General features: G+C 65.4%; 18 protein-coding genes and 2 pseudogenes. 12 read left to right on the top strand and 8 right to left on the bottom strand.

The annotated features are described in order from the left end of the window. Window positions 1-36: 36 nt before the first annotated feature. The 3 genes from lnt to JWS13_RS03035 are packed head-to-tail and all read left to right on the top strand — an operon-like array spanning window position 37 to window position 3,192. Complete coding sequence (gene lnt / locus JWS13_RS03045; RefSeq protein WP_206004545.1) at window positions 37-1,587, top strand: apolipoprotein N-acyltransferase; 1,551 nt, start codon at window positions 37-39, stop codon at window positions 1,585-1,587. Between the two features lie 53 nt (window positions 1,588-1,640). Continuing rightward, window positions 1,641-2,456: a DUF3105 domain-containing protein gene (locus JWS13_RS03040; protein WP_206004424.1), complete on the top strand. Its 816-nt coding sequence runs from the start codon at window positions 1,641-1,643 to the stop codon at window positions 2,454-2,456. Then, complete coding sequence (locus JWS13_RS03035) at window positions 2,449-3,192, top strand: DUF305 domain-containing protein (protein WP_206004423.1); 744 nt, start codon at window positions 2,449-2,451, stop codon at window positions 3,190-3,192. Before JWS13_RS03040 ends, JWS13_RS03035 begins: the two co-directional genes overlap by 8 nt. Before the next feature lie 72 nt (window positions 3,193-3,264). On the opposite strand, the gene ctaD is transcribed toward JWS13_RS03035, so the two are convergent. Beyond that, a complete protein-coding gene (gene ctaD / locus JWS13_RS03030; RefSeq protein WP_206004544.1) occupies window positions 3,265-5,034 on the bottom strand; it encodes an aa3-type cytochrome oxidase subunit I in 1,770 nt (589 codons plus the stop codon). Window positions 5,035-5,277: 243 nt separating this feature from the next. Between ctaD and JWS13_RS03025 the strand changes: the two genes are divergently transcribed. Beyond that, on the top strand, window positions 5,278-5,832 hold the full coding sequence (locus JWS13_RS03025; protein ID WP_241032041.1) for a PH-like domain-containing protein: 555 nt from the start codon (window positions 5,278-5,280) through the stop codon (window positions 5,830-5,832). Window positions 5,833-6,496: 664 nt separating this feature from the next. Next, window positions 6,497-6,588 (top strand): annotated as a pseudogene (locus JWS13_RS45345) (Rieske 2Fe-2S domain-containing protein); the annotation flags it as partial. Between the two features lie 18 nt (window positions 6,589-6,606). On the opposite strand, the gene ccsB reads toward JWS13_RS45345, so the two are convergent. From ccsB to JWS13_RS03005, 4 genes are all read right to left on the bottom strand, one after another. Further along, entirely contained in the window at window positions 6,607-7,593 is a 987-nt protein-coding gene (gene ccsB, locus JWS13_RS03020) for a c-type cytochrome biogenesis protein CcsB (protein ID WP_206004422.1), read from the bottom strand. A 599-nt stretch (window positions 7,594-8,192) separates the two neighbouring features. Further along, a complete protein-coding gene (locus JWS13_RS03015) occupies window positions 8,193-10,640 on the bottom strand; it encodes a bifunctional lysylphosphatidylglycerol flippase/synthetase MprF (protein ID WP_206004421.1) in 2,448 nt (815 codons plus the stop codon). A gap of 224 nt (window positions 10,641-10,864) precedes the next feature. Next, complete coding sequence (locus JWS13_RS03010) at window positions 10,865-11,812, bottom strand: cytochrome c oxidase assembly protein (protein WP_206004420.1); 948 nt, start codon at window positions 11,810-11,812, stop codon at window positions 10,865-10,867. A 48-nt stretch (window positions 11,813-11,860) separates the two neighbouring features. Then, window positions 11,861-12,409 carry a copper resistance CopC family protein gene (locus JWS13_RS03005; protein WP_206004419.1) on the bottom strand — a complete coding sequence of 183 codons (549 nt, stop codon included), beginning with the start codon at window positions 12,407-12,409 and terminating at the stop codon, window positions 11,861-11,863. Between the two features lie 192 nt (window positions 12,410-12,601). Between JWS13_RS03005 and JWS13_RS03000 the strand changes: the two genes are divergently transcribed. Further along, window positions 12,602-13,267 carry a DsbA family protein gene (locus JWS13_RS03000; protein ID WP_206004418.1) on the top strand — a complete coding sequence of 222 codons (666 nt, stop codon included), beginning with the start codon at window positions 12,602-12,604 and terminating at the stop codon, window positions 13,265-13,267. A gap of 237 nt (window positions 13,268-13,504) precedes the next feature. Here the strand turns inward: JWS13_RS03000 and JWS13_RS02995 are convergent, their stop codons facing one another. Continuing rightward, the gene (locus tag JWS13_RS02995) at window positions 13,505-14,083 is read right to left on the bottom strand and encodes a helix-turn-helix domain-containing protein (RefSeq protein ID WP_201453179.1); all 579 of its coding nucleotides are present in this window, start codon (window positions 14,081-14,083) and stop codon (window positions 13,505-13,507) included. Between the two features lie 202 nt (window positions 14,084-14,285). Here JWS13_RS02995 and JWS13_RS02990 point away from each other — a divergent pair, with 202 nt between their 5' ends. From JWS13_RS02990 to JWS13_RS02965, 6 genes and pseudogenes are all read left to right on the top strand, one after another. Further along, window positions 14,286-14,972: a vitamin K epoxide reductase family protein gene (locus JWS13_RS02990; protein WP_206004542.1), complete on the top strand. Its 687-nt coding sequence runs from the start codon at window positions 14,286-14,288 to the stop codon at window positions 14,970-14,972. A 162-nt stretch (window positions 14,973-15,134) separates the two neighbouring features. Continuing rightward, window positions 15,135-15,833, top strand: a complete 699-nt coding sequence (locus JWS13_RS02985; RefSeq protein ID WP_206004417.1) for a metal-dependent transcriptional regulator — start codon at window positions 15,135-15,137, stop codon at window positions 15,831-15,833. Continuing rightward, a complete protein-coding gene (locus JWS13_RS02980; protein WP_206004416.1) occupies window positions 15,833-16,879 on the top strand; it encodes a multicopper oxidase domain-containing protein in 1,047 nt (348 codons plus the stop codon). The genes JWS13_RS02985 and JWS13_RS02980 overlap by 1 nt, the downstream gene beginning before the upstream one ends. Beyond that, window positions 16,880-18,061: a ZIP family metal transporter gene (locus JWS13_RS02975; RefSeq protein ID WP_206004415.1), complete on the top strand. Its 1,182-nt coding sequence runs from the start codon at window positions 16,880-16,882 to the stop codon at window positions 18,059-18,061. A 535-nt stretch (window positions 18,062-18,596) separates the two neighbouring features. After that, window positions 18,597-20,647 (top strand): annotated as a pseudogene (locus JWS13_RS02970) (serine/threonine-protein kinase). Window positions 20,648-21,072: 425 nt separating this feature from the next. Beyond that, on the top strand, window positions 21,073-21,483 hold the full coding sequence (locus JWS13_RS02965; protein ID WP_128643918.1) for a QcrA and Rieske domain-containing protein: 411 nt from the start codon (window positions 21,073-21,075) through the stop codon (window positions 21,481-21,483). 174 nt (window positions 21,484-21,657) lie between these two features. On the opposite strand, the gene JWS13_RS02960 is transcribed toward JWS13_RS02965, so the two are convergent. Both JWS13_RS02960 and JWS13_RS02955 read right to left on the bottom strand, forming a co-directional pair. Further along, complete coding sequence (locus tag JWS13_RS02960) at window positions 21,658-23,976, bottom strand: SulP family inorganic anion transporter (protein WP_206004414.1); 2,319 nt, start codon at window positions 23,974-23,976, stop codon at window positions 21,658-21,660. Between the two features lie 659 nt (window positions 23,977-24,635). Then, the gene (locus JWS13_RS02955; protein WP_241032040.1) at window positions 24,636-25,076 is read right to left on the bottom strand and encodes a signal peptidase II; all 441 of its coding nucleotides are present in this window, start codon (window positions 25,074-25,076) and stop codon (window positions 24,636-24,638) included. Between the last annotated feature and the right edge of the window lie 376 nt (window positions 25,077-25,452).

Genomic DNA, 25,452 nt, shown 5'->3' with positions numbered 1-25,452 from the left:
GTCATCCGCCTCCGGCGCCTCACCACAGGGCACCGGATGGCCGGCGCCCTGTTCCGATGTGCTGCCGCCACCGGGTCCGGCGCATTGCTCTTCCTCAGCTTTCCCCCACTCACGATGTGGTTCCTGGCGCCGGTAGGTATTGCGGTGCTGACTCTGGTTCTTCGAGGTCGGTCGCTTCGCGCCGGATTCGGGTACGGCTACCTCGCCGGGCTTGCCTTCTTCGTGCCGCTGCTGCCCTGGGTGGGGGTGTACGTGGGCGCGGTCCCCTGGCTGATTCTCGCCGCGATCGAAGCGGTCGCGGTCGCGCTGTTCGGACTGATCACCGCTGCGGTCGGCCGGTTGCCGGGGGCGGCGATGTGGGTGTCCGGTGCGTGGGTCGTCACGGAAGCTATCCGGTCCCGAGTTCCGTTCGGCGGTTTCCCTTGGGGCCGAATCGCGTTCGGGCAAGCCGACGGTCCCCTGCTACCGCTGGCGGGGATCGTTGGGGCTCCTGGCCTGTCGTTCGCCGCCGCCTTGGTGGGTGCGGGACTCGCCGGGTGCGTGGTCGGGCTTCGTTCGCACCGTTGGCGCTCCGCCGTTGTCGCCGGCACCATTCCGGTCGGCGTCCCACTTCTCGTCGCCCTTGTCCTCTCGGCCGGGAGCAGCAGCACCGATGCCGGAACCACCGCCACTGCTGCGGTTGTGCAAGGAAATGTGCCGCGCCTGGGCCTCGACTTCAATGCACAGCGCCGGGCGGTGCTCGACAATCATCTCGCCCGCACCGAACAGCTCGCCGCGGATGTCGCCGCCGGGCGTGCACCAAGACCCAGTCTGGTCATCTGGCCGGAGAACGCCTCGGACATCGATCCCCTCCGCAATCGCGACGCCGCCGCCCGCCTCGACGCCGCCGCCCGATCGATGGGGACTCCCATCCTCGTTGGCGCCGTGCTCGTGGGAGAGGGCGGCACCACCGTCAACAGCGTGATGGTGTGGGATCCGGCCCGCGGCCCGGGTGAGCAGCACATCAAGCGTCAGCTCGTTCCGTTCGGCGAATACCTTCCGCTGCGCCCGGTGATGACCGCACTGTCCCCGTACGCGAAGCAAGCGGGGAACTTCGTGGCCGGGACCGGCGATGGCGTCGTCGATCTCAACGGCGTTCGTCTGGCCGTCGCCACCTGCTACGAGGTCGCCTTCGACGACCTGGTGACCGAGTCGGTACGGGCAGGCGCCCAGGTCATTACGGTGCCGACCAATAACGCCACCTTTGGGCGCACCGATATGACCTACCAGCAGCTGGCGATGTCACGTATTCGTGCCGTCGAACATGGGCGGAGTGTGCTCATCGCCGCCACCAGCGGTGTCAGTGCCATCATTGCCCCCGACGGGACGGTGCAGCAGCAAACCGCACTCTTCACCGCCGATGCACTCGTGGGCGAGATCGCGCTCGGTACGGATCTCACATGGGCTACCCGTCTCGGCTCCGTACCCGAAGTTGCCCTGTCCTTTCTGCTCGTCCCCGTCTTCGTCACGGGGCTGCGTAGGTCCGGGAGAGGAAGGCCCGGCGGTGGGCCGGTCACCTCGGTCACCGCTCGACAGCAACTACTATGATGCATAGTAATTGAGGGGTGTTCGGGGCAGGCAAGAAGGACGGTATCTGACAGATGACGAAAAACCGGGGCAACGGCGCCAAGTCCCGCTCCACCGCCGGCGGTGTTCCGGGGGGCGGTCTCCGCATCCCCTGGCTGTTGATCGGCGCGGTAGTGGTCATTGTGGGGTTGATCGGTGTCATCGCCTACAACATGGTGCCCCGGGCTCTCGAGAGGGCGGAGGCGCAGCGGTACGCGCCGAGCGCGGACAACCCGGACCCTTCGACGGGTATCGACGGGGTAGTCAAGGTCGAGTACCCGGCCGGCAACCATATCCAAGCACCTCAGCGGGTTGCCTACGACCAGAATCCGCCGTTCGGCGGCGCGCACGATCAGTACTGGGCGACCTGCACCGGGGTGGTCTATCCCGAACCGATCCGCACCGAAAACGCCGTACATTCCCTCGAACACGGCGCCGTCTGGGTTGCCTACAACCCGGACAGGCTGAGCTCGGACGACATCGCTACGCTGGCATCGAAGGTCGACGGCGAACCGTACACCCTGATGTCGCCCTACCCGGGCCTCGACTCCGCTGTGTCGCTGCAGTCGTGGGGTCGTCAGCTCAAACTCGACGGCGCCACGGACGAGCGGATCCCCCAGTTCGTTTCTGCGTTGAGCCAGAACCCGAATACGTATCCGGAGGCGGGGGCGAGTTGTTCGACGGTGCCCGGAGGTTTCGACCCGGCGGACCCGCCGCCGTTCGACTCCTCACCGCCGGGTCCGGATGCGGCCCCGATGACCGACGAGCAGACCGACCCGGCCCAGCCGGGTGGCGGCGGCGCCCCGGTACCGGCGGCGCCGGGCATGCCCACCGGGGGCGGCAATGGCTGAGCCGAATCCCGTTCAGGCTTCCACCGAACCCGGGCACGACGACCCCCGACGACGGTACCGAGCAGTGACGACCGGATTGATCGTCGTCATCGCACTGCTGGCCGGAATCCTCGCCGGGTTCTGGATCAAGGGGTGGCTCGACGGCGACAACCCGCCGCCACCGTCCGCCGATTCCGTCGACGTCGGGTTCGCGCAGGATATGTCGGTCCATCACAGTCAAGCGGTGGAAATGTCGGCGATGGCACTGGCCAACGCCGCCGATCCCGCCGTCCGCACCCTCGCGTACGACGTCGTCACCACCCAGCAAAGTCAGGTCGGCACCATGCAGGGCTGGTTGAACTTGTGGGACCGCCCCCCACTGGGGTCCGGTCCGTACATGCAGTGGATGCCCACCGACAGCGCAACCGGATCGATGCAACACTCGATGCCCGGCATGGAAGGTGACATGTCCACCACAGGCAGCGGTCCACGACAACCGATGCCGGGAATGGCAACGACGACCGAACTCGACGAGCTACGCAAGATGACCGGTCCGGCGTTCGACGTGCGCTACCTGCAACTGCTCTTGCGGCACCACCAAGGCGGAATCCCGATGGCGCAGTACGCCGCCGACAACGCCTCCGTCCCCGCCGTTGCCGCACTGGCACGGCAGATCGTCAACACTCAGGAGGCCGAGTCCACCGCGATTCGTCAGCTACTCGAAACCAAAGGTGCGCAACCACTTCCCATGAACTGATTCCAGAATCGAGGATTTTTCCACGTCGGGAAGGGGGTGAGCGCTCCTCATCGGCCGCGGATTGCAGCCCTTCTAGGTGTCCTCGTCGGCGGCACGGTCTGTTCCGGGGTCGCCTTCGTCGCCGACGGTCAGCGGCCCGTGCCTCTCCTCCTCGAGCACGGCGCTGGCCTGCCTGCCCCCGTGGCCCGGTCCGACGTGCGCCTCGGCCTTCATCCGCTCGACCATGTGCGGGTAGTGCAGCTCGAACGCGGGACGCTCGGAGCGGATGCGCGGCAGCTCGGTGAAGTTGTGCCGCGGCGGCGGGCAGCTCGTCGCCCACTCGAGCGAGTTGCCGAAACCCCACGGGTCATCGACGGTGACCACCTCGCCGTACCGGTAGCTCTTGAAGACGTTCCAGACGAACGGCAGCGTCGACGCGCCCAGGACGAACGCGAAGATCGTGGACACCGAGTTCAGGACCGTGAAGCCGTCCGACGGCAGATAGTCCGCGTAGCGGCGCGGCATACCCTCGGCGCCGAGCCAGTGCTGGACCAGGAACGTGCCGTGGAAGCCGATGAACGTGGTCCAGAAGTGCCACTTGCCCAGGCGCTCGTCCATCATCCGGCCGGTCATCTTCGGGAACCAGAAATAGATGCCGGCGTAGGTGGCGAACACGACGGTGCCGAAGACCACGTAGTGGAAGTGCGCGACCACGAAGTAGGAATCGGTGACCTGCCAGTCCAGCGGCGGGCTCGCGAGGATGACACCGGACAGACCGCCGAAGAGGAACGTGATCAGGAAGCCGATCGAGAACAGCATCGGCGACTCGAACGTCAGATGCCCCTTCCACATGGTGCCGATCCAGTTGAAGATCTTCACCCCCGTCGGGACGGCGATCAGGAACGTCATGAACGAGAAGTACGGCAGCAGCACCGCGCCGGTGGCGTACATGTGGTGCGCCCACACCGCGATCGACAGGGCCGCGATCGCCAGCGTCGCATAGATCAGGCCGCTGTAACCGAACACCGGCTTACGGGAGAAGACCGGGAAGATCTCCGAGACGATGCCGAAGAACGGCAGCGCGATGATGTACACCTCGGGGTGACCGAAGAACCAGAACAGGTGCTGCCACAAAAGGACACCGCCGGTGGCCGGGTCGAAGATGTGGGCGCCGAGCTGCCGGTCGGCGAGCAGCCCCATCAGCGCCGCGGTCAGCAGCGGGAACGCCAGCAGAATCAGGATGCTGGTGATGAAGATGTTCCACGTGAAGATCGGCATCCGAAACATCGTCATGCCCGGGGCGCGCAGGCAGATCACGGTGGTGATCATGTTGACCCCGCCGAGGATGGTGCCGAGGCCGGACAGTGCCAGGCCCGTGATCCACAGGTCCGCACCCATGCCCGGCGAATGCAGGGCGCTGGAGAGTGGGGTGTACGCGGTCCAGCCGAAGTCCGCGGCACCGCCCGGGGTGATGAACCCCGCGGTCGCGATGATCGCCCCGAACAGATACAGCCAGTAGCTGAACGCGTTGAGGCGGGGGAACGCCACGTCGGGGGCACCGATCTGCAGCGGCAGGATGTAGTTGGCGAACCCGAACACGATCGGCGTCGCGTACAGCAGCAGCATGATCGTGCCGTGCATGGTGAACAGCTGGTTGTACTGCTCGTTCGACAGGAACTGCATACCGGGCACCGCGAGTTCGCTGCGGATCAGCATGGCCATCAGGCCGCCGACGAGGAAGAACACGAACGAGGTCGTCAGGTACATGATCCCGAGCATCTTGGGGTCGGTGGTCGTGACCATTTTGTAGATGAACGAGCCTTTGAGTCCCCGACGCGGCGGGTACGGGCGGGCGGCAACGATCTCGGTGGTCTGCTCACCCGGTACTAGTGTCGCCACTGCTCCTCCTCCACGCTCCTGCAACGCCGTCACAGGCACATGTCGAATGCCGTTACTCCCCTACCGCCCCGTGCAAGTGGAGTTCACCCTTACTACTAAGCTGCATAGTATTTCGGACGCTACGCTCTTGCCTCGGGTATTGCTACAACTGGCTGGTGCATCACCGGGCGGAGCGGCACATCCGGGATGCAGCGATGAGAGGTAGCGGTGGAAAGATTTCTGTTCGTCGTCGGCTTTGTGGCGTTCTGGACGCTCGCGCTCATGCTCATGTACATAGGGTGGCGAGGCCGAGCACGCCGCCAGGCCCACCAGATCGGACAACTGCCCGCGACTCCCGTGGACCTCGGTGAGCAGATCGTTGCGCCGACCACCGGACTTTACGTGGGCAGCACGATCGCGCCCAGCTGGCAGGACCGTATCGCGGTCGGCGATCTAGGATTCCGAGCCACCGGCGAGCTGTCCCAATACGATGCGGGCATTCTCCTCGAGCGGGACGGGGCCTCGACGCTGTGGATTCCTCAAGAATCCGTACGGGCGGTCCGGACCGAACGCGGGCTCGCAGGGAAGGTCATGAGCAAGGATGGTGTCCTGGTGATCCGGTGGCGGCTGCCGTCGGGCACCGAGATCGACACCGGATTCCGCGGCGATGACAAGTCCGTCTACCCCGTCTGGGTGCAAGGGCTGGCTGACGCAACGAACGGTGGAGATTCACTGAATGCGGCGAGCTCTGGTGAGGTCGAGCGAGTTACAAAGAACGCCTGAGCGCCAACGAACCGCAGTCCAAGTCCCCGACGATCGAAAGTGCCATCCGCGCGTCGAGGAAGGAACTCTCGGTATCCATGCAGGTGAAAAGCCCCAAGCCCCAGGCCAACACGACAGATTCTGCCGGTCGCCCCACCACTGTCCCATTCCTGTGCTCGCCGCCGATCAGTCTCCAAACGACCGCGCGTGCGCGCTCGGCTGACTGACATCGGCGCGGCCAACTTCGGATACCGGAGCGACCGGCACGCACCTCTCGAACGGGGATTGCAGAACAGCGAAATGCCCCGTGCTGCTCGGGATGTGGGCGAACACAATGGATCCCTCAGCCACGGATTCTCGACAGTCTCCCAGGCGCGAGACCTCAACTCCTTGAGCTACTCGAAGCCCACGCATGTACTATGCATCATAGTATTAAAGTTTCAGCACGGGAGTTGGCGCATGTCAGAAGAACTGATGCAGATCACCCAGGACCTCGCCCACCATCTTGACGAGGTTGCCATGTCGCTGAGCGAACTCTTTCAGGCGTTGATCGCCTGACCGAACCTCCCCCGGAACAGCGGCTTCCCGATCGCCCGCAACACCTTCAGGTGCACTGACCCCGCAGCCCGACCAGCTGAAACACCGCAACGAGAAATGCAAGAAGACCGGACTGCGTAGGGACCGGTGCACGCACCAGGGCTGCATCGTGAGCGAGTGCGCAACGGCACAATCGGCTGCCCATGCCACGGCAGCCGCTTCTCCGCCGCGGACGGCTCCGGCAGAGATAGCGAACGGTCAGTTCAGACCGGCGTAGGAGTGCAGCCCGGACACAACCATGTTGACGATGAATAGATTGAACAGCATCGCGACAAATCCGGCAATATTGATCCAAGCGGCCTTGGTGTCGCGCCACCCTGTGGTGGCTCGGGCGTGGAGGTAGGCGGCGTAGATCACCCAGGCGATGAACGACATCGTCTCCTTGGGATCCCAGCCCCAGAACCGGCCCCAGGCTGCCTCCGCCCAGATCGCGCCGAGGATGACCCCGGTGCCAAAGAGTGGGAAGCCGATGATGACTGTTTTGTAAGCCAACCGGTCGAGTGTGTGGGCGTCGGGCAACCGGCGAGCCAGCGCGCCTACCGGCCCGGGGCGCTCGGCTCCGGCGGGCTGGCGGATCCGCAGTAGGAACGCGAGGCTGGCCACGCCGGAAACCAGGAAGATGCCGCTGCCGATGCTGACGATCGTGACGTGGATCGGAAGCCAGTAGGACTGCAGGGCCGGAACCACGGGTGCGGCGTCGGCGTAGAGCAGGGTTGCCGCAACGAACATGAGGATCAGGATCGGCGCCAGAAGAAACACCCACATCGGACGGTATGTCTGTCCGCGCAGGAACACGATGCCAGCCGCCGCTGCGGCCGCGGTGGCCATGGTGACGAACTCGTACATGTTGCCCAACGGGAAACGTCCGGTTGCGAGGCCCCGCAACACGATCGACCCAAGGTGCAGTCCCAGGCCGACGACGAGAACCGCGGCACCCATGTTGCCGAGTCGCTCGGACACTGGTTTCGGCGGAGCCGAAACGATCCGCCCCGGCGCTCCCGGCGACGGCGCAGAGACTCCCCCTGCCGCGGCCAGTTCCCGGTCCCCCAACTCGCGTCGGTGGACGTGCTCGGTGCGTGTCGCGGCGTAGTGCCAGATCAGCAGCACGAGGGCCAACAGATACACGGCGAATGCCGACTGGAACGACAGGTCACTCAGCCGGGCAATGGTTTGGTTGATCGGCACGACGGTTCTCTCCTGAGCCATCCGGATTCTCGGATCAGATGCGGCCGCACCCGTCCAGCGAGTTCTACTACTCGTACGTCGTTTCGTCGTACGTCGTTTCGTGGTCCCTTCAATACGTGCCGCAGGCTTCGGCGAAATTGCACAACTTACAAATCTTTCTGGTATGCGGCGGACCCGCAGTGGGCGTTGTTGCCCACCTCGGCGGCCCGCGCAACCGATCCGTCGTTCGGTCAGATCAGTGTGCTCCGTAGGTAAGTGAGCGCGGCACACACTAACTACTATGTCCGATAGTAGTTAGTGTTGGCGGGGCCCGGACGATCAGGTCGCGTGGAAAGGGCATCCATGCAGGCCGTGAGGGTTTCGTTGAACCGCCCGCCACAATACGAACTACTAAAATGCATAGTATTTCGGACTGCTACGCCGTCCGTGCCCATATGGTTTACGGATTCGGGCGATGTCTCCAGCCGGGTAGGTAACCGCGGCGCCAACCGACGGTGTTCCGACGCATCGCCCCGTTGCGGCCCGTTCTGCACGCGAGGACGCGAGGACGTGAGGACGCGAAATGAAAGAACCCGACGCTCGGCATCGCAGAACACCGTTCAGCGATATACCAGTGTCCGCACCAGCTGAAACCCCTCCCTGCCAGACAGCTTGGGAAGGTACGCTCGCGCGATGGCGCGGCCGATGCTCGGTAGTGCCGCAGGGTCGGCATAGGTCATGAACATCGGTTCGTACCGAGGTTGGAACTTCCCTTTGAACGCGAGCAATGAGCGAAAGCCATAGACCGGTTCCAACACCTGCGCAAGGACGTCGAGGAGTTTGCCGAGTGCAGCCGTCATGGCGCCGACGTCCTCGACAGGGTTGATCTTCGCCAGTGGCGCTCCGGAAAGGCTGAGGAACTGCGCCCCCTCTTCCTGCAGCAGCAGGGCTGCAGAGGCGATGAGGAACTCCATCGTCGGCCGAAACCCCTCAGATGATCGCCGACGCATGAAATCCAATGTCCATCCCACTATCTCGCCGTCACGATGGACCGGTAGCCAGGACGTCACTCCGTGTACGGTGCGGTGCTCGTCTACCGCGATCAGGCACCGAACTTCCGAGTCGTCGAGCTCGCCGAGACCTCCGAGGGTGAATCCCATCTCGGGCGCATCCTTGTCGGACACCCATTCCTGGGAGATGGCGGCAATCTGGTCGGTGATGACCCATGGCGCGCTCGGGTAGCTCATCCATTCGGCCGTGATGCCACACTTTCGGGCACGGTTCAATGCGGTGCGGACATCCTGGAAGGACTTGCCGGTGAAGGCCAGTTCACCCAACGGAAGCACGGATTCCTCTGCGACCTGAACACTGCCCCACCCGAGAGTGTCGGTCACCGCTCGCACCTCTGCGGTCACCGAATAGAAGCACGGTATCCAGCCGTTGTCGGTGCAGTACTCGGCGAAGGCGATCACCGTGTGGCGGAGACTTCCGGCGGGTCCAACTGGATCGCCGGTGGTCAACGCGACGCCCGAGATGACCCGGTAGGCGACGAAACTCTCGCCGTCCTCACCGAACCAATAGTGGTTGCCGCGCCAGGTGGTCATCCATGACAAGGAACTTCCACCGGTGCCGCGTACGAGCTCTCTGGCTCGCTCGGCGGCCCCGGGACGGCTTCCGACGGCCGATGTGACGAACACCTTCAGTAGCCCGACCCCCGCCGCAGCCCAGAACACGACCCCGGTCCATTCGAACAACAGTGTGGTGATCGTGTCAGTGGGGAGGAAGCCGGGATCGAGCCATTGGAGGTACACCGGGGGTACCAGCCGCTCGGGAACGTCCGCCAACAGAGCCGGCACGGTGGGAGTGCGGTCGAAACCCTGGCGCGCCGCGACCCCGAGAGCGACATATGCGATGGCCAGTCCTGTAGCGGTGGCGAGCACCGTGGTGGTGACGCGACGACAGGTGTCGACACATATCGACACGGTGAAGTGCCGGCGCATCGAGAGGAGGACGGCGACGATGGCGACGGGGAGCAGAAGCGGAACTACAGCTTCGTGCAGACCAGGCATCTCAGCCGACCCATAGAAGACCGAGCCGACGTCTGCGGCATGCACGTAGCGCAGGACGATGTTCAACACCGACACCACGATCAGCACCAGATAGGCCACGATCGCGGCGCACCACGCGGCCCTACGCCCTCGACGCAAACCCTCCGCGATGACAAGTAGCAGCAGTGTGGGCATGACGCTCAGGAGCGTGGGTCCGATTCCGGACAACCGCAGACGCAACAATCCCTGCCGGCACTCACGGGGATCGATCCCACTCGCGCAGATATCTCGAACCTGGGCGGCGGTCCACTCGGTACCGGCGAACAGATCACGTAACACCGCCAGCGGGCCGACGGCGTGAAGGTCCAGCGCGACAAACATCTGACCCAAGGCGCTCGCGGCGACAATCAGCGCAATCAGAACGCGCCCTTCTCGTCGCGTGCCGGTCAAACGGGCTCCGCCGGCGGATCTTCCGACCATCCACGGGCCCAACACCAAACCTGTCAGTGCCGCACCGAGCAGGACTACGTCCTGAGACAGCCCCCGGAACAGCGCCATCGTCACCAACAGAACCAGCACACCGACACGGATTCGGCGTCTCCACAGGGTGCGCATCGACGCGCTGCCCATCATCAGAACACCCAGAATCCACGCGTATCCCCCGATCACGCCACCGGTTCCGAGGCCGCCGTCCCACCCCAGTCCGAACGCACCAACCAAAGCCGCGAAGGACATCCCGAGGGCTACAGCGCTGACCTGAGCGGCGATCGCCCCTACAGCGAACCGGAGCGAACCGACTCGCCGCTCCACCGGTGCGCCCACCAGAAACACCAGCACGGTCGTGACGAGATAATTGGGGAGGTTGTAGGCGGCGCCATCGGTGAGGACACCGCTCAGCCAGATGGCGGCCAGGAGTAATACGCACACCGGCGCGGCAGACACCGACGGGGCGAGCTGGTTCGTCACCCTGACGACTCGGATACGCGTCCGCGTTCCCAGCCCTCTCATCCGAACCCACATCCTCACGACCTCATGAGTTTCACTCGACCGGCGCCGACATCATCCGAAAAGCATCTCCCTGGTTCGGTGGAGCTACATCCCCACCACCAACAACTATGTCGGATAGTAGTTAGCGGTCAAGGTCATACGACCGTGACCTGTTCCGCGATGTCCGGATCGTGTGCCGACAGGGTGCGCGCCGGGAATGGATGGGAGACGGTGACCGGGTGAGCTGTCGCCGCGCCTCAATGGCGGGGAAGGGATTTGAGGAATTCGTTGTAGGAGTCGAGTTCGCCGTCGCCTTCCCGTGTCGTCCGTTTGTCGGCAACAGCGTTGGCGCGCCCCTCGTCGCGATTCCAGCGCATCGCGAAGATCACCACCACGATGAGAGCTACAGGTTCGCCGTAGGACCAGGCCAGCCCGCCCGCGAGCTGCTGATCGCCCATCAGATCGACGCCCCAGGCGGCAGGGGGGTCGGTGAACGTCGACAGCAGAGGCGAGGTCGCCATCATCAAGATCACGCCGATGAAGACGTGCAGCGGCATCTCGACAAACAGGTCGAAGCACCGTCCCAGGTAGCTCTGCTTGACCGGCAGTGGCCCCGAGGACAGCACGGGGACGATGAACAACACCCCGGTGGCGAGGAAGACAAGCTCGAGTGCGGTGTGGCCGGCCCAGGACGATGCCACCAGGTCGAACACCGGTGACAGATAGATGCCGTAGTAACTGAACAAAAATAGTGGGATGGTGACACCCGGGTTCAGCAGAATGCGCGCCGACCGACTCCGTAGCGAACCCAGCGCTGCACGGAGAACCGGCTTCCCCCACCCCGAGTGAGGGGTCGAGCGCAACAGCAGGATCCCCGGGCAGCCCAGCACGAGCAGCGGCGGCACGGCCATCGACAACGTCAGGTGCTGGAACATCCACACACTGAACAGTTCGAACCCGTAGCCCTCGATGCCCAAGCCGGTGACGAGAATCAGCAGCAGGCAACCACCGAGGAAACTGGCCGTGCGCGACCACGGCCACACTCGGCCGCCCGCCCGTACCCGCCGTACCCCCCAGCAATACCAGGCGGCGAGGGCGAGCCCGAGCATCGGCAGGATCGGCAGCGGCTGCGGGTTCCACGACAGCATGGCACCGAATGAGGGAGGGGCTTCGGGAAGATCGACCCACTCCATCGCGATCACCATTTCGCTCCTCGATCCTCGACTTTCACCCCACATCGATCGTGGTACGGGTCAATCTTTCTTGCGGCGCTCACCGCGCAGGACGATCACGATTCCGAGGACGAACAGCAGCGCGACGATACCGCCGAGGATGGGCAAGACCATCGATGAACCCGTGCCGGCATCGTCGGAAGCATCGGCGGCGACGGGGACGATCGGTGTCGTCGATGCTGCGCCAGCGACCGGCGCAGGGGTTTCGGTCAGCGCCAGGGTAAAGGAAAAGGACCCGGTGATGGGGTGCCCGTCTTCGGAGATGACGCGATAGCCGACGGTGTACTGCCCGGAGGGGATTCCGTCCTGGATGGGTAGTAGTGCGCGTTCGCCCTCGACGGTCGGCTTGGGATCGCCGACCTGTGTCCCGTCAGGCGCTGTCACCGTCACGTTTGCGAACTGGTCTGAGATTTTCTGGTTGAACACCAACTCGACGCCGGCGGGTGCGTAGTCCATGACCGAATCCGCGGCCGGATTGGAGCTCTCCAGCTCGCTGTGCGCCTGCGCCGGGCTCATGCCCAGCAACAACAAGGCTCCCATGGCTACCACAATGGTGACGACTCGCCTCATGGCGCTTCCTCCTTCTGCCCTGCTGCCGACCCGCAACAGACTTCGACGTGTGTGCGCGGCCCGGGCCGCATCGGGCAGGGACTGGCTTATCTGCACGGCACGATACCCCTACTACTATGTTGCATAGTAGTAGGGCGGTCGGCGCCCGGACGTGGGCATCGCGAGCCCGCAACGAACTGGATGGACGGGTTTATGAAGTTGACGACCAACCTCAAGCTTTCGATCGGCCTGGTGGTGATGTTCGCTGTGGTGATCGCGACGGTGGTGCTGTCCAATCGAGGCGAGTCGTCGTCGGCACCGGTGACCGGTCCTGCGACGGCGGACGCGAGCGTGCTCAGGACCAACACCCACCTGCTGTCCACGGCGACGGACAACAAGGTCGAGCTCGTGGAGTTCCTCGACTTCGAATGCGAATCGTGCCTGGCGATGTATCCCATCATGGAACGCATCCGCGCCGAGTACGCCGACCGCATCACGTTCGGGGTGCGGTACTTCCCCATTCCCAGCCACACCAACAGCAAACTCGCGGCCCGGGTGGTCGAATCAGCTGCCCGGCAGGACAAATTCGTCGAGATGTATCAACGGATGTACGAGACACAGCAGCAGTGGGGTGAGTCGGGCCAGTCGCAGGAACCACTGTTCAGGTCGTTCGCCCAAGACCTCGGCTTGGACATGGGCCGGTTCGATAGTGACCTGGGCAATCCCGCCCTCGCGGAACGGGTGGATCAGGATTTCAATGAAGGGATCGAACTGGGGGTGCAGGGCACGCCGACGTTGTTCCTCAACGGCACGCAACTGCCGGCAATGCCGACGTACGAGGAGCTCACCTCGCGGATAGAGTGGGCCCTGGCTCAATGAGGACCGGGCATCCGGAATTGGGTTCCTCTTCCAGCCTTCTCCGGGCGCCTTCCGACGGGCAGTCGAGTGTTGCCCGTCACTGAAGATGCAGATGATCGCGTCGCTGTAAATGCAGACGGCTTCGGACTGTTTTCGAGGTTTTCGTCGGCATGGTGACGGCGTCGTCGTCACGTTGAAGGCGCGGTCTGCATATTGACGGCTGGATGCGGGCATGCGGATACCCCGCGGGACCGGTTTTCAGCCGCCGCGGGGTGGTGCGAGGAGCCGTCCACGGGTGTACATCCCCATCAGAGTCCATGGCGGGTCCTCGAACCCGAACCGTTCACGGGCGTGGAACGCCGCGGCGGCCAGCATTGTCAGTGTGTGATGCAGCGGATTGCGGGTGTTGCGGATGCGACTGAACGCGTCGGCCGCGTACGTGGCGAGGCGCTCACAGCCTTGGGTGTACATCCAGTGCAGGTGCTCGGGCGGGACTCGACGCAACCACCGGCGCACTGTCGATACAGGCCGGTCCAGACGTTCCGCGATGCGCCGGTACCCGAGCCCATTGGCCTTGTGCACCAATGCCGTTCCGATCACTTCGGTGGTGTCGGCACGGCGCACCTGCAGGGCGGTCGGCAACAGCACCTGAGTCTTGCTGCAGCCGGCGCAACGAACACGGGCGGGTCGCACGGTCACCCTGTCGGCGCCGAGCCCGCGCACCGTACGGGTACGGCCGAATCCCCATTTGCGCAGTCCGCCGCCGCATGCCGGGCACGCCATCGCACCCGAGGCCAGGTGCTCGGCGGCGCCCTCGGCGGACAGGATCACGATCACAGGCGGCGGCTCCACTCATAGCTGTTCAGTCTTGACTAGCACACGCCCGCCGCGCCAGGGGCCACCTGGTGTTGAACGGAGGGGCTTTCACCGCCGCCGTCACCCATCGATGCCAATGAACGACCGCACCGTCACTCTGCCGACCAACGATCCCGCGTCATCGTCGTCATCTCGGGCACCCGCCATCGTCGGCACGTTGGTGATGCAGACGAACGGCCCTCGACCCGGCCACTCATCCGCATCGGGAGTGACGATCACGGGCCCAGTGGTCGTCATTCGAAGCGACGCTCAACAGTCGAGGCCCCGGATCGGTGAACCGAGCGTGGTGGGGTGGATCCTCACCGTCGCGGGTGCCCTGGGTTTGTCCGCGTCGCTGGTCTTGACGATCGAGAAGTTCAGTCTGCTCGCCGACCCCTCGTATCAACCCTCCTGCAGCATCAACCCGGTCATCAGTTGCGGTTCCATCATGAGCTCACCGCAGGCCGAGGCCTTCGGATTCCCCAACCCCCTGCTGGGAGTTATCGGATTCAGCGTTGCCCTGACGACCGGGATCGTGTCGGTGGCCGGTGTCGTTCTTCCGCGGTGGTACTGGATGGGGCTCTGCGCCGGGCTGGGCGCGGCGACAGTGTTCGTGCATTGGCTGATCTTTCAGAGCCTCTATCGCATTCAGGCGCTGTGCCCGTACTGCATGTTGGTGTGGGTCGTCACGGTCGTCTCGCTGTGGTACGCGCTTCTTCATCTGGCGAGCCGTGACCTTCCGGCCCGTCAGCGCCGGCGCAGGTGGGCGGTGGCGGGACGCAATCACACCCTGGTATTGACTGTTTGGTTGCTCACCGTCGCCGCGCTGATCTTCGAGGCGTTCTGGGTGTACTGGCAGACGCTCGTCTGAGCATCCGCCGTCTCCTCGGTCGGTCGGCGGGGCCTTTCCGCGGGCGGAACACGGGTTGTGCCCGGGAGGGCTCGGCATTCTGCGTGCCGCGGCCACTCGCTTCTGCGTGTGGCTTCACACTCTTGCCTTCAATATTCGGCTGGGCTAACTTTAAGTGTGGCCATGCCAAACTATTTGATACGTACACCCTCCGCTTGTTGCGGGTGCACACTCACCGACGCCGTCGAGGACTATCTCAAAGCGGTCTTCTGCCTCACGGCGCGCGGCGAAGCCACCTCGACGTCGGCGCTCGCCCGCTACCTCGACGTGGCTGCCCCTACCGTCTCCGGGTTGCACAAGCGCCTGACCGGGTCCGGCCTGGCCAGACGATCCGGAATCCATCAGGTGACGTTGACGGCACACGGTGAACTCCATGCTCTGGACGTCATCCGCCGAAACCGGTTGGCGAAGGTGTTCCTGACCGAGTTCCTGAGCATGTCCTGGGACGAGAGCGCCGTCGAGGCGGATGTGCTCGAGCACGCGATCAGCCCGCGGCTCCAGTCCCGGCTGAGCGCCGCACTCGGCTACCCGACACACGACCCGTACGGCAATCCGATTCCGCCGGTAGCCGGCGAGTATGTCGAGGCGTGGCCGGGCACCCTGTGCGCGGCGGCCCCGTGCCGGAATTTCACGGTCGAACGGGTGACGGACCACGACAGCCACGCATTGCGCCTGCTCGCGGACCTCGAGATCTACCCCGGCCGGGTCATCGCACGGGTCGACGCAATCCCCGACGGGGGGCCGTTGCGGGTCGAAATCACGGGCCGCCGACACGAGATGCCGCTCGCGTTGGCTGACCAAATCTATGGCAGGGCAGCCTGATGGCCGAATCACGGCGGCAGTTCCTCCTCGGCTCCGCGCTGCTCGGCACCGCCGGCGCCGCCGCCCTCGGCGCCCGAGCGGCGAGCGCCGCTCCCTCCGCGGCGCCCCCAGCCACGGAAACCGGGGGCGTGCATTCCGGCGGGCACGGCGGCGGGGTCGCCGGGCCGACGTTCCGCAAGGGCGCCGTCGTCGACCACGCCGCGAACGGCTTCGACCCCACCGCCCTGCTGCGCGATTTCGACTACGGCCGGGTCTCCCGGCTGCCGGACGGGCGGGTGCTGCGGGAGTGGGTCGTCGCCGCCGCGGACCTCGACCTCGAGATCGCCCCCGGGGTCCGGTACCCGGCCTGGACGTTCAACGGCCGGATCCCCGGACCGACGCTGCGCTGCCAGGAAGGTGACCTGCTCCGGGTCCAGTTCGTCAACACCTCCGCGCACCCCCACACGATGCACTTCCACGGCATCCACCCCGCCGAGATGGACGGAATCCCCGACACGGGGCCCGGGGTGATCCCCTCCGGCGGCAGCTTCGTCTACGAGTTCGACGCGCAACCGTTCGGGGTGCACCTGTATCACTGCCACGTCGGCCCGCTCGCCGAGCACATCGCCCGCGGCCTGTACGGGACCTTCATCGTCGACCCACCCGCACCGCGTCCGCCCGCCGACGAGATGGTCATGGTGATGCACGGCTATAACACCACCTTCGACGGGGAGGGCAACCAGCTCTACGCCGTCAACGGCATCCCGTTCCACTACATGCATGAACCCGTTCGGGTGAAACGCGGCGAACTGGTGCGGATCTACCTGGTCAACGCCCTCGAATACGACCCGATCAACACCTTCCACCTGCACGGGAACTTCTTCGACTACTACCCCACCGGCACCCGGCTCGAGCCCTCCGAGTACACCGACACCATCATGCAGGCCCAGGGCCAGCGCGGGATCTGCGAAGTCCGCTTCCCCTACCCCGGCCGGTACATGTTCCACGCCCACAAGACCGAATTCGCCGAACTCGGCTGGATGGGATTCTTCGAGGTGACCGACTAGATGGACGGCCGAACAACCAGAAACCGCGCGTGGATGTCTGCGGTGGGCGCGACCCTGCTGCTCGGCGCCGCCCTGCTCCTGCTCGCCCTGGTCGGCGGAAAGACCCTGCCCGAACGAGCGGGGCCCCCGATCGAGCAGCTCGCCGTCGAACGCACCGAACTGGTCCCGGGATATATCGACGTCACCGTTCGCAACACCGGCCCCGATCCGGTTCAGGTCGCGCAGGTATTCGTCAACGACGCCTACGTCGATCTGACCGGCGGGGAGCAGCCGATCCCGCGCCTGGGCACGGCGATGCTGCGACTCGACTACCCGTGGCAGGAGGGGCAACCTTACCTGCTCTCGCTGCTCACCTCGACCGGCCTGGTGATCGAACACGAGATCCCGGTCGCCGCCACCACACCACAGGCAGATGCCGGCTTCTTCTCACTGATGGCACTGATCGGCACCTACGTCGGAATCATCCCCGTCGTGCTGGGAATGATGTTCCTACCGGTACTGCGCCGGATCGGTTCCCGCGGGATCCGGGTGCTGCTGGGGCTCACGGTCGGGTTGCTGGCATTCCTCGCAATCGACGCGAGCATCGAGGGCGTCGAAGTATCCGAAAGCGGCGGCGGCGCCTTCGGCGGCCCAGCCCTCGTCGTCCTCGGCGCGGTTCTGGCCTTCCTCGCCTTGACAGCACTCGATCGCTATCTCGGATCCCGCCGCACAGTCAACGACGCTCAGGGGTCGAGTGGCATCCGTCTCGCGGTGATGATCGCCATCGGGATCGGACTGCACAACCTCGGCGAGGGGCTGGCGATCGGTGCCGCCTACGCCGTCGGCGAACTCGCCCTCGGGACGGCGCTCGTCGTGGGGTTCACAATCCAGAACACCACGGAGGGGCTGGCAGTCGTGGCGCCACTGACCGAACGCCGTCCGCCGCTACTCCAACTGTTGGGACTGGGCCTACTCGCGGGGGCACCCGCCATCCTCGGCGCCCTCATCGGCGCCAGCGTGAACAACGCCGAACTCTCCGCCTTCCTCCTCGGCATCGGAGTCGGTGCGATCGCGCAGGTCATCATTCAGATCGCACCCTCCCTGCGCGACGGTGCCGAGAGATTCCTCAGCCCCGCCACCATCGGCGGGATCGCGGCCGGCCTGCTCACGATGTACGTGACCGGTTTACTGGTGACGGCCTGACGACCGGCCCGGCGCGTGAACGACGGTCTTTCCCGGCAAAGTCATCGCTGGTTTGGGGCCTGACTTCCTCAGCATCTGACGTGAGTTCGCGGATCTGTGCGGCCCGAGCGGCATCGGTCAGGATGCAGCCGACGATGAGGGTGGCGAGTGTCGATGTCACAAGCGGTGACCGGGTGTTCCGACCGATGATTCGCTCGATGCGGGTCGACTGGGCGAAGAGGCGTAACGAGCCGGAAGTCTTCCTCGGTGATACCGGCGGTAACGGAGATCTTGGTTCGTTCCCGGACCACGCACCTCACCACGAATTACTATGTTTGTTAGTAGCTCGAGCAGACACCCGGTTCAGTCCCGCCTGCCTGGAATCAGGCGCGCCGGAAGCGTCGCCCGCAAACCGACTCGCGGGTATCACTCGATACTCGAAAACTGAAGAGGGTCCACCGATCCCGTGCCCAAGGGTTACCATTCGCGTGTTCCCGGGAAGGGATTGTCCACGCGCGCAGCAGACATTCGACGCGCCCAGCGAACTCGATGTGCAATGACAAGAGGAAACGGGTCGGGCAGAGACGGATCGGCCGCTGGATCGGACTCTGCCGAACGGACCGTCGGAGCCCCGAACTCTGACCACGAGAGCAGCGAGACGGCGGTCGCGGCCGGACCGTCGACAGTGACGACTGAGCAAACGGCGACGGCCGAGCAGGCCGCGTCTGCTCCGACGATGCGGCCGGAGAATACGAGCACGGACAGTGCCACGGTGACGGCCCGGCAACCGGACACGCTCATCACCAGGCCGCCGAGCAACGCGGCTCTCGACGACGTGGAGGTCGGGCAGCAGGTCGACGATTTCGATCTGCTGATGGGTCTGGGCAGCGGCGCGTTCGGCCGCGTGTTCCTGGCGCGCCAGCGGTCGATGCAGCGGCTCGTCGCGGTGAAAATCTCGCACGACAAGGGCAACGAGCCGCAGACCCTCGCGCAGCTCGACCACAACTACATCGTGCGGGTGTTCGACCAGCGGTTGCTCGAGGACCGCCAGCTGCGCCTGCTCTACATGCAGTACCTGCCGGGCGGCACCCTGCTGCGGGTGCTGCGCCGCGTCCGCGTCACGCCGGAACGGGACCGCACGGGCAGCCTCCTGCTGGACGTGGTCGACGAGGAGATGCGGGAGAAGGGCGAGATCAGGCCCACCGACTCCAGCGTGCGGGACGAGATCGCATCGCTCACCTGGCCGGAGACGATCGCATGGTTGGGGCGTCGACTGGCCGACGCCCTCGACTACGCCGGCAAGCGCGGCGTCCTGCACCGCGACATCAAGCCTGCCAACATCCTGCTGACGGCGGAGGGTGTGCCGAAGCTGGCGGATTTCAACATCAGTTTCAGCGACAGCGTCACCGGGGCATCCCCGCTCGCCTACTTCGGCGGGTCTCTGGCCTACATGTCCCCCGAACAACTCGAGGCGTGCCACCGCGAAATGCCGGGGACGGCAGCGGACCTCGACACCCGGAGCGACATCTTCGCGCTGGGCGTGATGCTGTGGGAGCTGATGTGCGGGCGGCGCCCGTTCGAGGACGAGGAAGTCTCGAGCGAGTCGCTCGTGGCACTCGAAGCGATGATGGACCGTCGCAGCCGCGACATCGACCCGGAATTTCTCGACCAGTTGCCCCACGACTGTCCCCCGTCGCTGCGCCGGGTGCTCCTGACATGCTTGGCTCCGAAGCCTGAGGACCGGTGGTCGTCGGGTGCCGAACTGGCCCAGCAGTTCGACCTGTGCCTCAATCCCCGGGCCCGCGACCTCGTCGATCCGCCGCCGAACAGTTGGCGCATGCGGCTGCGGCGCTTCGCGCTCCCGATTCTGGTGGCATCGCGGTGCCGAATGCTCTCGCCGGTGCCTACAACTACCACCACAACAAGATGCTGATCATCAGCAACCTGACGCCGGAGGCCCAGCACTCGTTCGAGGGAATCCAGTTGGTGATCAATTCGATCGCGTTCCCGTTGGGCGCGATCATGCTGCTCTACTGGTGCCGATACCCGCTGCTCGTGCCGCGGGGTCTGCGGAAGGGGAAGTCGTACGACCGCCAGACTCTGGCCCGGGCCCGCACCGACACGTTGCTGCTCGGCGACCGGGTCGTGCTCGTGGTGTTCGGGTTGTGGGTCATCGCGGGCATCGCCTATCCGATTTCCCTGCAGCTCGCGGCGGGGAACGTGCCGCCGGGGGCGTACGTGCACTTCATCGCGTCACTCATCGTGTGCGGTGCCGTGTCGGTGGCGTACCCGTTCTTCGTGGTCGCGTTCTTCGCGGTGCGCTGCATCTACCCCACCCTGCTGCCGCAGGACATCGCCAGCAGCGCCGACGCGCACAAGCTGCGGGGTCTCGACCGCCGGAGCACGCTGTACCTGGCCGTGGCGGCGTCGGTTCCGCTGGCCGGTGTGGCCGGGGTGACGTTCCTGTCACCCGACGAGATCACGCTGGTGATCATCGCGGTCCGCATCCTGTGCGTCGGCGGCATCTTCGCGTTCGTCGGCGTGTACTGGCTGTTCCGGCAGTTGGAGCAGGACCTGCGGGCGCTGGAGCTCGCCGTGTCCCACTGATCCGACCCGCGCGAGACCGTCACCTCGACACCTGTTGTGGGCGAACCGCCGCGCCGCCAACAACAAAGACGTCGAGCTGATCAAAACGCAGAGACCCGGCACCGAGATCGCTCCGACCGCATTCCGTGCCGCGCGACCAGTCATTGTCCGCGTCCGGTCGCGGAAACGCCACATCATGAGCCGTTCCAGTGAGCGGCCCTACACAGATTCTCGAGTGACCCCGCGGGAGACGCAGGTACTATGCATCATAGTATTTTGTTTCCGGACGGGAGAGCGGACGCAGATCCGGGAGCTCACCCACCCTGCATAATCGCTGTACCGTCCGGGGTGCAACTGAGCTCCGGCGGACCAGTCGACGGCGCCGGCACGAAATCCACAAAGGAGACTGGACCACGTATGTACGCCAGCCGCAGGGTCCTCCCCGCATGAGCATCACCTCCGCGCAGGTGCCGCGCCGAGCCTTCCTCGCGACCGCCTGCGCGACCGGCTGCCTTGCCGCCGCCGGGTGCAGCGCCCAAGGTGCTACGACCCCCCGCCGCGACGACGACGGGCCGACCGAAGTGCCCGTCGCCGAGATTCCAGTGGGGGAGGCAATCATCCTCAGTGAGGCGCAAGTCGTCGTTACCCAGCCGGAACCCGGCGTATTTCGGGCGTTCTCGGCAGTCTGCACCCACCAGGGATGCATCGTGACAGACGTGAGCAATGGCACGGTCGGCTGCCCCTGCCACGGCAGCCGCTTCTCCACCGTCGACGGTTCCGTGGTTCGCAACCCGGCCCAACAGCCCCTCGCGCCGCGCAATGTCACTCGCAGCGGAGACACGCTCATCGTCGGCTGACCGGCACCGGGTGTGTGCTCCTCGCCGAGCGGCCAAGGAGCGCGGCCCGACCACGTCGGCATTGAGCGCGTTCAGGTTTCCCGAAGCGCATCAGGTTTCCCTTCCGGTCGGACGGGCACGGCATGAACTGTGTGTCGGAGCGTCACACCGTGCCCGTCCATCCCGGGACGGGGCCTATTCGGCCGGCACGGCGGCCGGGTCGAGCTCGGAGATCGTGGTGGTCGATACCGCGAGTACTCGTGCGGTGGGGATGTCGAAGAACAGGCCCGCGATGTGGATCCGTCCCTCCGCCATCGCCGCGCCGATCAGCGGATGCCGCTGCAGGGTCTGCAGTTGCAGGGCGACGTTGACCATGGCGAGTTGATCGGCCGCGCCGAAGCCCGACTCGGCCGCGGCGCGCGCCACCGGGTGCCCGGCTAGGTATGCACGCTTGCTGGGTTGGGCATGCTCGAGCCACTGCTGTAAGGCGATGCTGCCGCTGGACTGGGGATGTGGACGATCGGGGTCGGCCAGCAGAGCGTTCATGGCGCCGCACCCGGAGTGGCCGCACACGAGCACGGAGCTGACCCCGAGTTCATCGAGTGCGAAGGCCAGTGCCGCCTCGACGGAGTCGTCCCGCTGGCCGGCGGGAACCAGGTTGCCGATGTTGCGGACGGTGAACAGGTCCCCGGGGCCGCTGCTGGTGATGATGTTCGGGACGATCCGCGAATCCGAGCAGGTCAGAAACAGGGAGTCGGGTTTCTGACCGTCGTGCAGGTCGTCCATGTGTGGCCGCAGGTGCGGCGCGTGCGTGCGGTGGTAGTCGGAGATCCCGGCCAGCACCGATCGCAGGGCTCGCGGGTTCGGATGCTGCGCTTCGTCCTCGTGGTGGTGGTGGGGTAAGAACTTCTGCCACACCCGCCACGGAGCGAAGCCGCCACGTCGGCTGAGCTGCGCCGTGCCGTCGGTGGTGCGCGACGGCGGCCCGGCCGCGGCATCGGCCATCTCGGCCGTTCCGCGCTCGTCGATCAACACCGTTCCGCCGGTGCTCTCGTGCTGACGGGACCACTCCTCGATGACCTCGAAGGCGGCGTGGTCGAGGAAGTCGACCGTGAGCTCGACGGTGACATGACTTCCCGGCGGCACCGAGGCGAGGACCCCGGTGAGCCGCGGCAGAGCCAGGAAGCTGCACGAACCTTCCACCACCACCCGCCACTGCCGCGATTGCGGGGTGCCCATGGGCTCGGCATGGATCGACGCACGAACCACCCGCCACACCACCAGCGCGATCGCCAGGGCCAGCCCGATCAGCACACCCTCGAGCAAATTGAGGAACACCACCGCGGCAACGGTGACCCCGTACACCCACAGGTCCCCGGTGCGGTGCGCGATCCGCAGATGCGCAAGCTTGATGAGCTGGATACCGATCACGATCAGCAGCCCGGCGAGAACGGACTTCGGGATCTGCTGGACCAGACCGGCGAGCAGCGCCGAGAACACCAGCACCCAGACCCCGTGCAGGACCGCGGAGGCGCGGGTGCGGGCGCCGGCGGCGACGTTGGTGGAACTGCGGACGATGACCCCGGTGACCGGCAGGCCGCCGAGGATGCCGGAGGTGATGTTCGCGGCCCCTTGGCCGAGCAGTTCCCGGTTGAGGTCCGCACGCGGGCCGGTGTGCATCTTGTCCACCGACACCGCCGAGAGCAGGCTCTCGACGCTGGCGATCAATGCCACGGTGAGCACTGCGGTGGCGACCCCGAGCCATTGCCCGTCGGGCAGGGCGGGAAGGGCGATCGCGTCGAACAGCGACCCGTCGAGGACGATGCGTTCGACGTCGAGCGGGAAGACCAGCGACAGCGCGGTCGCGGCGACGACGGCCACCAGGGGTCCGGGTACCCGCCGCACGGTGGCGGGTAGGTACTTCCAGGACAACAGGATGGCGATCACGATGGCGCCGACGAGGACGTCGTCGAGGTGGGCGGTGCCGATCTGGGTGGGCAGTGCGGTGAGATTCTCGAATGCCGAGCTCTGAGAGCTGCCGCCGAGGAGGACGTGGACCTGCTGCAGGGCGATGGTGATGCCGATTCCCGCCAGCATGGCATGGACCACCATCGGGGAGATCGCCAGAGCGGCGCGCGCCACCCGGCTCAGCCCGAACAGGATCTGCAGAACACCTGCGGCCACGGTGATCGCACAGGTGACCTTCCACCCGAAGGTGTTGACCAACTCGGCGACCACCACGGTCAAACCCGCCGCCGGACCACTGACCTGCAGGGGTGACCCACCCAGCAAACCCGCGACGACCCCGCCGACCACCGCGGCGATCAGGCCGGCCATGATCGGGGCGCCCGAGGCGATCGCGATGCCCAACGACAAGGGCAACGCCACCAGGAACACCACCAACGACGCGGGCAGGTCGTGCCGGAGAATGCGAGATAGCGACGAATCTGGCTTCGGACCGTCACCGGCAATGGTTGGCGGATCGTCGGGCTCCGTGGTCCTGGTCGGTGGCATAGTGCTGCTCCTTCACCCCGGTCTTGTGCTGCCGGCGCTCTCGTGTTGGATGGCTTCCCTGCGCGGAGACGAAGACACTTGCCACGATGCATAAGCGTTGCGGTGCTCGTCATCTCGCCCGCTGGCCCGTCCGGGCCGGAGGGAACTGTGCTCGCTGTACGCTACTGACGAACCCTTAGAGCACGCTGAGATCCGGCGCCTCATGCGGCGAGGGTCACATTTTGAAAAGTCTTGTTAGCCAAGGTAATTAGATCCTCCAGGCGCGCGCCGACCGCGCGGCGGAAGTGCGGTTGCGTACCGTACCCGGATCCCCCATGCCCCGGCCGGACGCGAAAGCACATGCCGTCGTCGGCAAAAGCGTCGAAGTCGACTAAGTACTATGTGTCATAGTACTTCAGATATCGGCTCTGTCGAGGCCGATGCATGCGCACATCCAAGACACGTGATGAACTGTCTGAACACCGGTGGTATCCGAGCGAATAATCAAGCGCCGAAACATACTTCAGGTTCGGAACAGTCTCTGGAATCGCACGGGTTCGACGAACCCGCAGCGCCGGCATCGCCTCCGATCGGCATCGCCTCGTACGCCACCTTCGAGGGTGAACTCCCAATCTCCTACGACAGCCGGTCGGGCACGGGATCGGCAGCGGGCCCTGCCGTTATTCCTTGGCCGGAGTGTCCGGCGGAGCGAGGAGCAGCGATGCGATGAACAGAACGACTCCGCCCACGATGTAGGTGTCGGCCAGATTGAAGGTGGGCCACCATCCGGTGTGGAAGTAGTCGGTGACCCTGCCGTCGATGCTGCGGTCGATGACATTGGCCAGAGCCCCGGCGAAGATCCCGGCCAGTCCGACGACCGCGATCGGGGAGCTCTCCGGAAGTGTGCGCCACGCGTAGTACCCGACGGCGGCGGTTATCGCTGCGGTCACGGCCAGCACGAATTCCGCAGGAAGGCCGCCCCCCACGCTGAACGCGACTCCGCTGTTGAATGCCAACTTCAGCTGAAGAACGCCCAGGTCGATTGTGCGGCCGTCCAGTTCGCGGCGCGCGAGGGGATCGCCGACCAGCGCGGTGAGCGCCAGGACGCCGGCGAGGGCCACGAAGACTCGACGGACGTGGACGGTCCGTTTCGGTTGGCTGTCGAGACTCAGTAGTTCACTTCTTCCTCTTACGCGCTGCCCGGGCGGTGAACGACCAGAGGCATCGTTGTCAACAGGCGCACTTGATGTTCCTAAAAACTATGTCACATAGTAGTTGCTTCGTGCCATCATCGCCGCCCGGGCGACGGCAGCGCCGAATGCGATGCGGCCGCGGGCGTGCGGGGATGGACGGCTACTGCCTTTGTTGCGAGTGGTGCAACAGCTGTGTTCGAGCGTCATCGCGACGGCCCAATTTCCCGTTCAGGGGTTGCTTTTTGCGGAGCCGAAGCGCAAACATAGTCACATGCGCATATATGAATTGTATGCTCGGTCGGTC

Origin of the sequence: Rhodococcus pseudokoreensis (assembly GCF_017068395.1) — a bacterium.
In the GTDB taxonomy this organism is placed as follows: Bacteria; Actinomycetota; Actinomycetes; order Mycobacteriales; family Mycobacteriaceae; genus Rhodococcus_F; species Rhodococcus_F pseudokoreensis.
The sequence above is the reverse complement of the archived record's forward strand: the minus strand, read 5'-3'. Positions and strand labels throughout refer to the sequence as shown.